This window comes from Sphingobium sp. CR2-8 (assembly GCF_035818615.1).
Taxonomy (GTDB): domain Bacteria; phylum Pseudomonadota; class Alphaproteobacteria; order Sphingomonadales; family Sphingomonadaceae; genus Sphingobium.
In genome coordinates this window covers 1,560,071-1,572,987 of sequence record NZ_JAYKZY010000002.1, presented here as the reverse complement: position 1 = coordinate 1,572,987, position 12,917 = coordinate 1,560,071, and the positions used below count along the sequence as shown (strand labels likewise).

9 protein-coding genes are annotated in these 12,917 nt (G+C 62.8%); 3 read left to right on the top strand and 6 right to left on the bottom strand.

Translation table 11 applies throughout. From position 1 onward, the window contains the following. Positions 1–70: 70 nt before the first annotated feature. The 3 genes from U5A82_RS11605 to U5A82_RS11595 are packed head-to-tail and all read right to left on the bottom strand — an operon-like array spanning position 71 to position 5,826. Positions 71–1,483, bottom strand: coding sequence for an efflux transporter outer membrane subunit (locus U5A82_RS11605; protein ID WP_326291012.1), 1,413 nt, complete (start codon positions 1,481–1,483; stop codon positions 71–73). 5 nt (positions 1,484–1,488) lie between these two features. Then, entirely contained in the window at positions 1,489–4,662 is a 3,174-nt protein-coding gene (locus U5A82_RS11600; protein WP_326291011.1) for an efflux RND transporter permease subunit, read from the bottom strand. A 3-nt stretch (positions 4,663–4,665) separates the two neighbouring features. Next, complete coding sequence (locus U5A82_RS11595) at positions 4,666–5,826, bottom strand: efflux RND transporter periplasmic adaptor subunit (protein ID WP_326291010.1); 1,161 nt, start codon at positions 5,824–5,826, stop codon at positions 4,666–4,668. 119 nt (positions 5,827–5,945) lie between these two features. On the opposite strand from U5A82_RS11595, the gene U5A82_RS11590 reads away from it, so the two are divergent. Together U5A82_RS11590 and U5A82_RS11585 are read left to right on the top strand one after the other, a co-directional pair. Next, complete coding sequence (locus U5A82_RS11590) at positions 5,946–6,533, top strand: TetR/AcrR family transcriptional regulator (protein ID WP_326292917.1); 588 nt, start codon at positions 5,946–5,948, stop codon at positions 6,531–6,533. 187 nt (positions 6,534–6,720) lie between these two features. Then, a complete protein-coding gene (locus U5A82_RS11585) occupies positions 6,721–6,879 on the top strand; it encodes a hypothetical protein (RefSeq protein WP_326291008.1) in 159 nt (52 codons plus the stop codon). 26 nt (positions 6,880–6,905) lie between these two features. Here U5A82_RS11585 and U5A82_RS11580 read toward each other — a convergent pair whose 3' ends face one another. The 3 genes from U5A82_RS11580 to U5A82_RS11570 all read right to left on the bottom strand — a co-directional run bounded on the left by U5A82_RS11580 (position 6,906) and on the right by U5A82_RS11570 (position 12,158). Then, positions 6,906–9,818, bottom strand: coding sequence for a M16 family metallopeptidase (locus U5A82_RS11580; protein ID WP_326291006.1), 2,913 nt, complete (start codon positions 9,816–9,818; stop codon positions 6,906–6,908). A 198-nt stretch (positions 9,819–10,016) separates the two neighbouring features. Continuing rightward, a complete protein-coding gene (locus U5A82_RS11575; RefSeq protein WP_326291005.1) occupies positions 10,017–11,399 on the bottom strand; it encodes a DEAD/DEAH box helicase in 1,383 nt (460 codons plus the stop codon). 288 nt (positions 11,400–11,687) lie between these two features. Further along, complete coding sequence (locus tag U5A82_RS11570; protein WP_326291004.1) at positions 11,688–12,158, bottom strand: pyridoxamine 5'-phosphate oxidase family protein; 471 nt, start codon at positions 12,156–12,158, stop codon at positions 11,688–11,690. A gap of 97 nt (positions 12,159–12,255) precedes the next feature. Here U5A82_RS11570 and U5A82_RS11565 point away from each other — a divergent pair, with 97 nt between their 5' ends. After that, positions 12,256–12,831, top strand: coding sequence for a NifU family protein (locus U5A82_RS11565; protein ID WP_326291003.1), 576 nt, complete (start codon positions 12,256–12,258; stop codon positions 12,829–12,831). Positions 12,832–12,917 lie beyond the last annotated feature (86 nt).

Here is a 12,917-nt window from a genome sequence, read left to right as displayed (position 1 = left end):
ACCTGTTGGCAAATAGCGGAGATTGATCGCCAGGGCTTCCTCCGGCTTGCGTTCAAAAGGGGCGGGCGATTTATTTCAAGCCGCCACCCATTGCGCGATAGAGTTCGACCATGTTGCTCGCGCGCGTCAAGCGCGTGGCGACGAGGCTCTGTTCGGCGGTGTAGAGCGACCGCTGGGAATCGAGCGTCGTCAGGAAGCTGTCCACACCCGCGCGGAAGCGGGCTTCCGACAGGGTGTAGGCGACGCGGGCGGAATCCCGCTGCGACGTCTGCGCTTCGATCTGTTGCGTCATGGTGCCACGCCGCGCCAAGCCGTCCGCCACTTCACGGAAACCTGTCTGCACGCTCTTTTCATAGGTGGCGAGCATCGCGTCGTAGGTCGCACGGGCGTAGCGCAGGTTGCCCTTGTTCCGGCCGAAGTCGAAAATCGGCAATGTCGCGCTGGGCGCGACCGACCAGCTTTTGCTGCCCGATTTAAACAGCCCCGACAGGCCGAGACTGACCGTGCCAAGCGCCGCCGTCAGCGATATGGACGGGAAGAAGGCGGCGCGCGCCGCGCCGATATTGGCATTGGCGGCGCGCAGCTGATGTTCCGCCGCTATGATGTCGGGCCGCCGCAGCAATATGTCGGACGATATGTTCGCAGGCAGATTGTCCAGCGTTGCGTCATTCTGCGATAGCGAATCCGGCAGGTCGGCGGCGGGCACGGTGGTGCCTGCCAGCAGGTTGAGCGCATTTTGATCCTGCGCCACCAGCGTCGTGGCGGCGGCGATATCCGAACGGGCGCCGTCATAGCTGGTCTGCGCCTGGCGCACTTCCAGTTCCGATGCAATCCCCCTGGCGAAGCGCGCCTTGTTCAGTTCCAGCGTCTTGCCGAACGCCTGTTCCATGCCACGCGCGATGCGCAGCCTTTCCTGATCCGCCGCCATGGTGAGCCAGGCATTGGCGGTTTCCGCGATCAGGCTGGTCTGCGCCGCGTTGCGGGTTTCGACGCTGGCGAAATATTGCTCCTGCGCCGCCTTGGTCAGGTTGCGGACGCGGCCGAACAGGTCGATTTCCCAGGCCGAGATGCCGATCTGCGCCTGATAGACGTCGGTCCGCAGCGTATCGCTCTGCCCAAATTGCACCAGCGGCTGCTCGGAATAGGTCGCCGTGCCGCTGCCTGCCACCGTCGGGAGCAGGTCGGCGCGCTGAACCTTATATTGCGCGCGCGCCTGTTCGACGTTGGCGATCGCCAGGCGCAGGTCGCGATTGTTGGCAAGCGCGGTTTCGATCACCCGCGACAGGCGGGCATCGGTGAAGAAATCGCGCCAGGCGGTGTCCGCCGACACGGTCACCTCCTGCCCGCCTGCCGCGCCATAGGCCGGTCCCTGCGGGGTGGCGGTAGGCACCGGCAGCGCGGGCTGCACATATTTGGGCGCCATATCGCAGGCGGCGAGCGCGAGCGAGAGTGTGACGGCGCCCAGCGCTTTCATGTTGCGCATGGTCTTCAAGCCTCCTGCGGGGCGTGCGGGGTCGCCGTGTCGCCTTCCGCTTCATGGTTTTTATGTTCGCGGAACAGCCGCTTCACGACGGTGAAGAAGACGGGGACGAAGAATACCGCCAGCACCGTTGCCGACAACATCCCACCGACCACGGCCCAGCCGATCGCATTCTGACCGCCTGCGCCTGCGCCTTTCGACACCGCCAGGGGGAGCACGCCGAAGATGAAGGCGAGACTGGTCATCAGGATCGGCCGCAGGCGCAACTTGCCCGCTTCCAATGCCGCCTGAGCGGGCGGCATGCCTTCGCGCATCTTTTCCTCGGCGAACTCCACGATCAGGATCGCGTTCTTCGCGGACACGCCGATGGTCGTGATGAGGCCGACCTGAAGATAGATGTCGTTGTTCAGCCCCGCCAGGGTCGCGGCGATCACCGCGCCCAGCACGCCCAACGGCACCACCAGCATGACCGCGATCGGCACCGACCAGCTTTCATAGAGAGCAGCAAGGCACAGGAAGACGATCAACATCGAAAGCGCATAGACATAGGGCGCCTGACCGCCGGACGTCTGCTCCTCATAGGAGATGCCATTCCAGCTGAAGCCGATCCCGGCGGGCAGCTTGGCGGCATGCTCCTCCATCGCCTTCATCGCGGTGCCGCTCGACACGCCGGGGGCTGGCGAACCCTGGATGTTCATCGACGGGACGCCGTTGAAACGCTCCAGACGCGCCGGGCCCTGGACCCAATCCGTTGTGGAGAAGGCCGACAGGGGCGCCATCGTGCCGCTGCTGCCACGAACGTGGAAGGCGTTGATGGCGTCGGGCGTCGACCGGAACGGCGCTTCGGCCTGGACGAAAACCCGCTTGACGCGATCGCGGTCGATGAAGTCGTTGACATAGGATCCGCCCAGATAGGTGCTGATCGTGTCGTTGACGTCCGCCTGGGCAATGCCAAGCGCGCCGGCCGCCGCCTGATCGACGTTCAGTTTAAGCTGCGGCGTGTCTTCCAGACCGTTGGGACGGACCTGCGCCAGACGCTTGTCGCCCATCGCCATGCCCAGAAGCTGGTTGCGGGCGGCAAGCAGTTTTTCGTGGCCGAGATTGGCCTGGTCGAGCAGCTGGAAATCGAAACCGGACGCATTGCCCAGTTCCTGTACGGCGGGCGGCACGAAGGCGAAGCCCATGCCCGACGAGATTTTCTGGAACGCCATATTGGCGCGCTGCGCGATCATGGGCACCTTGCTTTCGGCGCTGGTGCGGACTTTCCAATCCTTCATACGGGCAAAGACGATGCCGACATTCTGCCCCTGTCCCACGAACCCGAAGCCCGCGATAGTGAAGACGGCGGAGACATTGGCCTTTTCATCGACCAGATAATGGTCGCGCATTTTGGCCAGCGTGCGTTCGGTCTCTTCCAATGTCGCGCCCGCGGGCAGCGATATCTGGTTGATGATGATGCCCTGGTCCTCTTCCGGCAAGAAGCCGCTGGGCAGGCGTATGAACACGAAGGCCATGGCGACGACGATGACGCCATAGACCAGCATGGTCCGGCCCCAGCGATGCTCGACCTTTTCGACGCCACGCCCGTAGCGGACCACCCCCTTGTCGAAGGTCCGGTTGAACCAGTCGAAAAAGCGACCGAAGATCGAGCCGATCGGCCCGTTCCAGCTATGGCCGTGGGAGGCGGGCTTGAGGATGGTGGCGCACAGGGCCGGTGTCAGGATCAACGCGACCAGCACCGACAGGATCATCGAGGACACGATAGTGATCGAAAATTGACGGAAGATCACGCCCGTCGATCCGCCGAAAAAGGCCATGGGCAGGAACACCGCCGACAGGACGAGGCCGATGCCGATCAGCGCGCCGCTGATTTCATCCATCGACTTGCGCGCGGCTTCCCTGGGGCTGAGCCCTTCGTCCTGAATGAGGCGCTCGACATTTTCCACGACGACGATCGCGTCGTCGACCAGCAAGCCGATCGCCAGCACCATACCGAACAAAGTCAGCGTGTTGATGGTGAAGCCCGCGACGCTGAGGATGCCGAGCGTGCCCAGAAGCACGACCGGCACGGCGATCGTCGGGATCAGCGTGGCGCGCCAGTTCTGGAGGAACAGGAACATGACGACGAAGACGAGAAGAATTGCTTCGAACAGCGTGTGGATGACCTGTTCGACCGACAGTTTGACGAATGTCGAATTGTCGACCGGGAAATCATATTTCACCCAGCTGGGGAAATTCTTCGACAATTCGTCGACGCGCTTCTTGACCGCATCCACCGTGTCGAGCGCGTTTGCGCCCGGCGCGAGCTTTACACCAAAGCCGGAGGCCGGATGACCGTTGAACTTCACGCCGAAGCCGTAGGTTTCAGCGCCCAGTTCGACCTTTGCCACGTCCGACATCAACACGACCGAGCCATCGCTGTTGCTGCGCAGGCGGATATTGGCAAATTCTTCGGGCGTACGCAGGCGCGATTGCGCCGTGACGGTGGCGTTGAGCGCCTGCCCGGCGGGCGCCGGCGATCCGCCGATCTGACCGGCCGACACCTGCGCGTTCTGCGCTACGATCGCCGATTTGACGTCACTGGTGGTGATGCCAAGATTGGCCATCTTGTAAGGATCGAGCCAGATACGCATCGCATATTGCGAGCCGAACAACTGCGTATCGCCGACACCGGTCACGCGGCTGATCGGATCCTGCAGGCTGGACGCGATAAAGTCGGAAGCATCTTCCTGATCATGGATGCCGTCGTCTGAATAGGCGGCCATGATGAGCAGGAAGCTGGACGTGGACTTGCCGACGCGAAGGCCCTGTTGCTGCACTTCCTGCGGCAAGAGCGGCGTCGCCTGCGACAGCTTATTCTGGACCTGCACCTGTGCGATGTCAGGATCGGTGCCCTGTTCGAAGGTCAGCGTGATCGCAAGATTGCCCGACCCGTCGCTGGTGGACGAGAAATAGCGCAGATTATCGATGCCCTTGAGCTGTTGTTCGATGATCTGCGTGGTGGTGCTTTCCAGCGTCTGGGCGTTGGCGCCGGGATAGCTGGTCGCGATCGTCACTGCGGGCGGGGCGATTTCGGGAAACTGCGCCACCGGAAGGGCGCGCATCGCGAGCAGGCCTGCAAGCATGATGACGACGGCGATGACCCATGCGAAGATGGGCCGGTCGATAAAATAGCGCGCCATGGCTTAGTTCGCCCCGCCCTTGGCACCGGCGTTTTGCGCCGTAACCTGTTGGGGCGCACCGGGCTTCACCACCGTGCCGGGACGAAGGTTGACCAACCCCTCCACGATCAGCTTGTCGCCGGCCTTGAGGCCGTCGGTGACGATCCATTTGTCGCCGACCGCCCGATCGACGGTGACCTGGCGCATCTCGACCTTGTTGTCCTTGCCCACGACCATGGCGGTCGCCCGGCCACGCGCATCGCGGCTGATGCCCTGCTGCGGCGCCAGGATCGCCTGGGTCCGCCGCCCTTCGACCAGTTTGGCGCGCACATACATGCCGGGCAACAACATGCCGTCGGGATTGGGGAAGGTCGCGCGCAAGGTGACGGCGCCCGTTGTCGGCTCTACCGTGATTTCCGAAAATTGCAGGCGGCCTTCGACCGGGTAGGTCGTGCCGTTGGGCAGCAGCAGTTGGATGCGGGCGCCCTCCGCCTCGCTGACGCCGCCGCTCTTCATCGCCTGTTTGAGGTCGATGATCTGGGCGGCCGACTGGGCGATATCGACATAGACGGTGTCGGTGCGCTGGATGGTGGAAAGCGCGTCCGCCTGCCCGGCCTGCACCAGTGCGCCGGGCGTAAAGATCGATCGGCTGATCCGACCGGAAATAGGCGCACGAATGCGCGTGAAACCCTGATTCACCTGCGCTGCTTGGACAGCGCCACGCTGCGCTGCAACATCGGCCCGCGCCTGTTGGGCTGCGGCGTCGGCGTCATCATATTCCTGGCGGCTCACGGCGTTGATACCGACCAGATCCTTGTAACGCTGCGCCTGTAACCCGGTCGACCGGATCGCCGCGTTAGCTCGTGCCAATGACCCCTGTGCCTGCGCAAGGGCAGCGCGGTAGGGCGCGTCTTCAATTTCATAAAGAAGCTGTCCGGCCCGGACAAAGCCGCCTTCCTGGAACAGGCGGCGGCGGATTACGCCACCGATCTGCGGGCGTACTTCCGCCGTTTCCACCGCCACAATGCGGCCGGGAAGTTCATTCACCAAGGGCGCCGATTCGACCTTGAGCGTGACAAAGCCGACGGCGGGCGGCGGCGGCGCGGGTGGCGGGCTTTCACCGCACCCGGTCAACGCCAGTGCCGACACGCATGCCAGCAGCCCGAAGATTGTCCCCTTTTGCATCGTTTGAATATCCGTTTTTTAGGGATCGAAAGAATTGGAATGAACGTTCATTCCGCTTGCCGGGCAAGTACGATCATGGCAATGCGATTTCAAGAGGCAAAAAAGCTGTCGGGGTGGATATGGTTGCAGTGCAGCAGGAAAAAAATGGTCGCACGCCTATTTTGGCGGCGGCACGCACATTATTCGATAGTCATGGCTTTCACCAGACTTCCATGGCGGAACTGGCGGTGCTCGCCAAAGTATCGGTGGGACAGATCTATCGCCTGTTCAAAAACAAAGAAGATATCATCGAGGCGCTGGTCCATGACGACGCCGATCAATGGTGTTCGGACATGGCCGCATTACAGACCCGGCTCAATTCCGGGGAATTGACCGTCGACCAGATATTCGAGGCATTGCTGCTCCAGACGGTCGAGGACAAGGAAGAGGCACTGGCTTTCGACATATTGGCCGAAAGCTTTCGCAATAGACAAGTCGCCGACACGATTGGCGCGATGTGCCAACGTGGGCGCGTCTTCATCCGCCATTTCGCGTGCGCCGCCAATGACAAGCTGTCGGGTGAAGCGCTGGACGCCGCAGAGGAGATGATACTTGCCTGCCTGTTCGGCCTGGGGCATCGCAGCCTGTCGCGCCCACGTTTGTCCGGCCGCGCGGCGGCCCGGCGGACCGCGCAGATGATCGTCACCGGATTGCGGGGCGTTCAATAGCCGCGCGCGCGGTCAATCCTTCCCCGATTTTGGGCCATAACCAGCTTATAACAATGCGATAGCTTCATCGGCATCTCGCCCGATCAACGCTTCGACCCGCCGCAGGATGCTGTCGCTCACGCCGCGCCGCCGCAACTTTATCCCACGGGTGTCATTCACCCAGGAGAGAGTTTTCGAGAGGCACCGTATGATCACCAACCCCTGTTTCGACCGCGCCTATTTCGAAGCGCGGATAGAGAGGAATCGCCAGTTGGCGGCGCAGTCGCGTAATCCCACGATCCGCGACCTGCACCTCGAATATGTTCGCCTGTACGAGCAATTGATGGAAGCGCCGCAGCCCGCCTGATCGGCGGACATGCGGCGCGTACCTCGTCAGCGGGCCGCAACCCCTTCCGGCAGAACCACCGCCGACCAGCTTTTTGCCGGAACCAGATATTTGGCGGCGAGCGCCTGCAACTGGGCGGGCGTGACGGTCAGCATGTCCTGCGACATGTTCTTCATCGCATCGACATAACGCGCGTCATGGGTCGCGCCCTCCATCTGGTTCATCCAGAAGGCGTTCCCCGTGCTGGCGCGCATCAACAGTTGGCGCATCGGCGCTACGGCCCTTTGCAGTTCATCGTCGCTGACCGGCGTCTTGGCTAGGTCGGCCGCCGTATCCTTCACCACGCCGTAGAAATAGGCGATCCTGTCAGGGCGGACCTGGCTGGTGACAAGGATATAGCCCCCGCTTTCATAGGAGAAGGGCCAGTTATTCTGGACCGTGGGCGAATAGGCCGCCCCTTCCGTCGAGCGCAATTTGTCGAACAGGCGATCGTTGAAGATCTGGGTGAGAATTTCCAGCTGTCGCGCCTCCTTCTGAAGCTGGAAGCCACCGGCCGTCGGCCAGGCCATGACCGCGGCGGCCTGTTCCTGGTCGCCCTTGTGGCGCAGCACCACCGGCGTTTCGACATGGGCAGGGAAACGCATCGCCCGATTGATCGCTGGCACCGGCACGTCGGGTCGGGGCGGCAAGGCGCCGAAGGTAGCCGCGACCGCCTGAATCGCGTCCTCCGCCTTGACCTGGCCGAAAATCTGCACCTCGATCGGGCCGGACGCCAGGATCGGTTCCCAGGTTGCGCGGAACGCCTGCGGGGTAAGCGCTTCGATTTCCGGGCGGGATGGCGTACGGAAGCGGACGTCCTTGTCATGCAGCAACCAGTTGAGATCGCGGCCCAACACCGCGTCCGGCGAACGCGACATCGCGTCATACGCCACCGACGCGCCGGTCTTCACCCGCGCGATCGGCGCGGGATCCCAGCCGGGCTGCGCCAGCTTGGTCGCGAACAGGCGCAACTGGTCCTTATAGTCGGCGGGGCGGGTCACGACCTGCATCTCGAAAGCGTCGTCGTCGGTCGAAAAGTCCATGCCCATGCGGCGGCCATTGGTCAGGTCGTCCAGTTCGCGCTGGCCCAGCTTGCCGATACCGCTCGCCACCAAGGCATAGTCGGCCGCCCAGTTCGGCACCGGCTTGGTCGGTGAAAATGCCTGCTGGCCATGGCCGAAGCGGACGTTGATCCGCACCTTTTCGGTTTCCGCGTCATTGGCGAAGAGGGTCAGTTTGACCCCGTTGGAAAAGGCGATGCTTTCCATGCCGTCCAGACCGACGGGCGCGCGCGACACGACGGTGCCGGGCGGTCCCAGCTTGGGCAGGTCGTCCATCGTCACGGCCTTGTCCGCAAGGCGGGCGTTGGTCGCGGCCTTCACCGGCGCAGCCACGGCGGCGGCGAGCTTTGCGTCCAGGCCCGGTTGCGCTTTGCCGGTGATCAGCAAGGCGCGGAACACACCGGCGGAAAAGAGACGCCGCGTCGATTCGCGTATCTTGTCCGGTGTCATGGCCGGTTTGCCCGCGCGGAAGATATCGACGGCCGCCTGCGGGCTGACGGTGGTTTCGCGGATGTCGACAGCGCCGACGAGGTCGCTCGCCTGCTTGGCGCCCGGTTCGGTGTCGGCATTTTCGACCTGGATGGCGAGCGCCGTGTCCATCTGCGCATATTCGCGGTCGATTTCCGCCTGGCTGGGCGGCGCGGCCTTGGCGTCCTCCACCACGGCGCGAACGTCGGTCAGCGCCTTCTCCCAATTATCGCCATTGGGAATGATCGTCACGAAGGTGCCGTCGACCGAGCGACTGACATCCTGCTGCTCCACGCCGGCTTGCAGGAAGCTGCCGCCGCCGCGGGCGGCCTGCTCCAGTCGGCGGCTGATGATCTGCAATGCCAGCATGTCGGTCAGCTTGTCCTGATTATAGACGATGGTGTCGGCATGCGGCGTCCAAGGACGAAGCCAGGCCAGGGTCAGGCCCAGCGGCACGCCCGGCTCGACCACCACGAGGGTGGCGGGGAGCTTGGGATCGGGCGTACCGAAATCGGGCAGCGACGCGCCCTTCCCCGGCACCGACCAACTGCCGAAATTATCCTTTATAAGCTGTTCGGCGAGCGCCGGATCGATATCGCCCGCTATCGAGATGACGGCGTTTTCGGGGCGATACCAGCGCTGGTGAAAGGCCTCCACCTTGGCCGCTGTTGCAGCGGTCAGCGTTGCGAGCGTGCCGATCGGCGCATGATCCGCGAGCGGCTGGCCTGCGAAAAAGTGAAGGCGGCTGGCGTTGGACATGCGCATCTGCGGCCCGTCGCTTTCGCGCCGCTCGGCCAGCACGACGGCGCGCTCGGCTTCCACGGCGCTGTCCACGATATTGGGGTCGACCATCATGCCACTCAGGATCTTCATGCTTTCGCCCAGGCTGGCCTGGGTCGCCTGCGGCAGATCGAGCGCATAGGTGGTGCCGGTCGGCGTGGTCTGCGCATTGCTGTCGCTGCCGAATGTCACGCCCAGCCGCTGCCAGATGCGCTTCGATTCACCATCCGGGACATGGCGCGAACCTCGCATCGAAAGATGTTCGATGAAATGGGCGTAGCCCAGTTCTTCGGGTCGCTCCATCAGCGAGCCGACATCCACGCGCAGGCGCAGGGAAACCTGGCCGGGCGGGACGCCGTTGCGGCGAATGGCGTAGCGCAGCCCGTTGGGCAATGTACCGAAGCGCCAGGCCGGATCGATCGGCACATCGCTATTTTCATATAGCCATGGTCGCACTTGCGCCTGACCGGCGGACGGCCCTGGCGCGGTGGTGGCAGAGCCGGTGTCGGTCCGGGCCGCCAGCGGCGATCCCGACAGAAGCAGGGCGAGAACGGAGAGCGAAGCGGCCGAACGGCGGGGGTAAAGCGCATAGGACAAGGAGCCTAGCGCCATTTTCCTGAATGACCACTGACAAAGAGGTCATGAGAGGATCACGTCAGCCGATTGATCCGCGATTACGCTCTTACCCGTACCGCACAGCTTGAAAACGCCTTTGGGCCAAGCCAGTCGAAAGACCTCCTCCTTTCGCGACGGAAAGGAGAAGGGCTTCGCGAGGCTCAGCCCGAAAATGTGCGGGATTTGTCTAGCGGATCAGCGCGGCGCGCCGGTGCGCTGCACTGCGCCCTTATGCGCGCCGACGCCGCCACCGCTACGGCGGCGATTGAACGGACGCTTGGCAGGCGCGTCGCCTTCCGGACGATGCGCGCGATCGGGCGCGCCGCGCTGCTGGCGCTGACCATCCTGATATTTACGCTGACCATCGGCACGGCGCGCCTGCTGCTGCGGGGACTGGCTCGGCCCCTTTTTAGGCGCGGCGGGCTTGGGCAGGTTGCGCACGGCTTCCATGAAGTTCTCCGGCAGCGGCGTGACTTGCAGCTTGACGCGGGTCGTCTTCTCGATCGCCTTCAAGTACGGACGCTCGTCATCCGCCACGAAGCTAATCGCGATGCCATCAGCGCCTGCGCGCGCCGTGCGACCAATGCGGTGAACATATTGTTCGGCCACATTGGGAATTTCGAAGTTGATGACGTGGCTGACGCCCGACACGTCGATGCCGCGCGCGGCGATATCGGTCGCGACCAGAAGCTTCACCTTGCCTTGGCGGAACGCCTGGAGCGCAGTGGTGCGCTGACCCTGGCTCTTGTTGCCGTGGATGGCGAAGGCGTCGATGCCCGCGCCCTCCAGAAAGCGCACGACGCGATCGGCGCCATGCTTGGTACGGGTGAAGATGAGCGCACGATCGATCTCTTCGCTCTCCAGCACCAAGTGAAGCAGCGCCTGCTTTTCACCCTGGTTTACGAAATACATCTGCTGATCGACGCGTTCGGCGGTTGTCGATTGCGGCGCGACGCTGACCTTGACCGGATTGTTGAGGAACTGGGCGGCGAGCGCCTCGATTTCCTTGGGCATGGTTGCCGAGAAGAAGAGGTTCTGGCGATCGGCGGGCAGCATCTTCGCCACGCGCTTCAGGGGATGGATAAAGCCCATGTCCATCATCTGGTCGGCTTCGTCGAGGACGAAGATTTCGGTGTCCTTGATGGTGAAGGCGCGCTGATCGATCAGGTCGAGCAAACGGCCCGGCGTGGCGACGACGATGTCGACACCGGCCGACAGGGCGCGGATCTGCTTGTTGATCGGCACGCCGCCGAACACGGTCTCGACCGACAGCTTCATGAAGCGGCCATAGTCGCGGAAGCTCTGCGCGATCTGTGCGGCCAGTTCGCGGGTCGGCGACAGCACCAGCATGCGGCACCCCTTGATCGGGGTCGGCTTGGGATTGCGGGCGAAATAGTCGAGGCTGGGCAAGGCAAAGGCTGCGGTCTTGCCGGTGCCAGTCTGGGCGATGCCGCACAGATCCTTTCCTTCCAGCAGGACGGGAATCGCCTTTTGCTGGATAGGCGTCGGCGTGACGTAATTTTTGGCGGCAAGCGCCTTGATGATCGGCTCGGAAAGGCCAAGGTCATTAAATTGCATGAAAAACTCACAAGTCGGCCATGCGCCAACTCATGTCTGCAAGACGCAGCGAGGGCGCGAGGCGGGTTACGAAACGACCCGCGTGAAAAGGGAAGCCTCAAGCTTAGCGCAGACTGTCATTGGCCGGTCCTGCACCCTTCGGGGGAGAGGACGATCACGCTACCAATCGCTGTGGGGCCGATAGACCCATCTGCTGCGCTGCGGCGCATATGCGATAAAGGCGGGCAAAAAGCAAGCGGCCGCAACATAAGTTACGGCCGCCCTGCTTTTATTGAGAGGAGCGTGGCGTCAGAGCGCCACTTCGGCATGTTTGCCCTTCATTTCCGATCGCACGTCGCCGCCGAACAGCATCTTGAAAACGCCCTTGATCGACATGTCGGACCGCCAGATTTCGGCAGTGCCAAGGTCGAAGCGCAGCATCAGCAGATTGGGATCGTTGCGACCGCCTGGATACCAGGCTTCCACTTCCTTCGACCAGAAGCGGTCGATGACGGCCGGATCTGTCTCCGGGGTCAGCGCACCTTCGATGCAGGCGAAAAGGGAATGATCCTTCGCCGAGAACTGCGCCATGGCGGAACCACCGGGTGCCAGGCGATTGTCGCGCGACGTATAGAACCAGAAGCAGTGATTGGCGTCGGGATCGAGTTGCGCCGTCATCGGCAGGCTATGTTCGCTACTGTTGGACAAACCCACCATAAGGAAGGGGCTGGTGGACAGTTCCGCCCAAAAACGATCCTTGATTTCGGTAGCGTCGGTCATGATCCAAACTCCTGGCTGTTTGGACGTTCAATCGCCAGCGCCACGCGAAGTTCCCGAAGCGCTTGATCTTAGCCGCATCCGTCGCCACATAGCGCCCATGCTGATCGAGACCGAACTGACGCCCAATCCGGCGACCATCAAATTCCTGCCCGGACGCGAAGTCATGGGCGCGGGCACCCGCGATTTTGCAAGCCCCGAAGAGGCGGAGGCTTCTCCGCTGGCGGATGCGCTGTTTGGTCTGGGCGACGTCACAGGCGTGTTCTTCGGCAGCGATTTTATTTCGGTGACGATCGCGCTTGGTTCGGAATGGTCCGATGTGAAGCCGGATGTGCTGTCCACCCTGTTGGAGCATTTTTCGGCGAATATGCCCTTGTTCGCACCCAGATCGGCTGCCGGGTTCAACGTTCCGCCGGAAGAGACGAGTTTCGCCGACGACCCCGAAGATGCGGAGATCGTCGAGCAGATTCGCGAACTGATCGATACGCGGGTTCGTCCCGCCGTCGCCAATGATGGGGGCGACATCATCTATCGAGGGTTCGACAAGGGTACCGTGTACCTTAAGATGCAGGGCGCATGCGCCGGGTGCCCCTCCTCCACCGCGACGCTCAAAAACGGGATCGAGCAGTTGCTGAAACATTATGTTCCTGAAGTGACAGAGGTGCGCTCTGTCTGAAGCGCGCACGGCATTTGGCAAATCCGGGCGTATCGACTAACCGCAAGACGACTCCGCATGATGCGGATGCTTGAGGGGAGTATCTT